Origin of the sequence: Halorubrum sp. SP3 (assembly GCF_005435195.1) — an archaeon.
Lineage (GTDB): Archaea > Halobacteriota > Halobacteria > Halobacteriales > Haloferacaceae > Halorubrum > Halorubrum sodomense.
The window spans coordinates 1-456 of sequence record NZ_SGTU01000373.1 but is presented as its reverse complement, the minus strand read 5'-3'; the positions used below and the strand labels follow the sequence as shown (position 1 = coordinate 456).

The following is a 456-nucleotide window of genomic DNA, read 5'->3' as shown; positions in this document are numbered from 1 at the left end:
CCGGCGTCGACGGCATCTCCTCGTCGGTCAACTGGTTCACGGTACCGAAGTACTCGGACAACGTCGACGCCGCGCGCGACGCGCTGAGCTCGTTCGTCTCCGCCGAGGGCCAGCAGGTCTGGGTCGAGGAGGGCGGCTTCATCGCGTCCAACACGCAGGTCCCGGACGACGCCTACGAGATCCAGGTGATGGCGAACCTGCCCGACCTCGCCGACGAGGTGACGGTCGTGCCGGACCTCGACGACGCGCTCGGGAACCCGTTCCAGCAGGAGTTCTGGTCGGTCCTCAAGGGCCTGTGGGCCACGCCCGACACGCCGACCGAGGACATCGTCGGGCCGCTCGACGACGCCCACGAGGAGACCCTTAGCAACTGACGATGGAGTCGCCCTCGACCGCGGACGACCGAGGCGACCGGCGCGGGTCGCTGGCGCGGATGTTCGACCCCGAGGAGCTCCG

The 456-nt window shown here is 69.5% G+C and carries 1 pseudogene; it reads left to right on the top strand.

Annotated elements, in window-relative coordinates:
* Positions 1-374: pseudogene (locus EXE42_RS16910) on the top strand (extracellular solute-binding protein); the annotation flags it as partial.
* Positions 375-456: the final 82 nt, after the last annotated feature.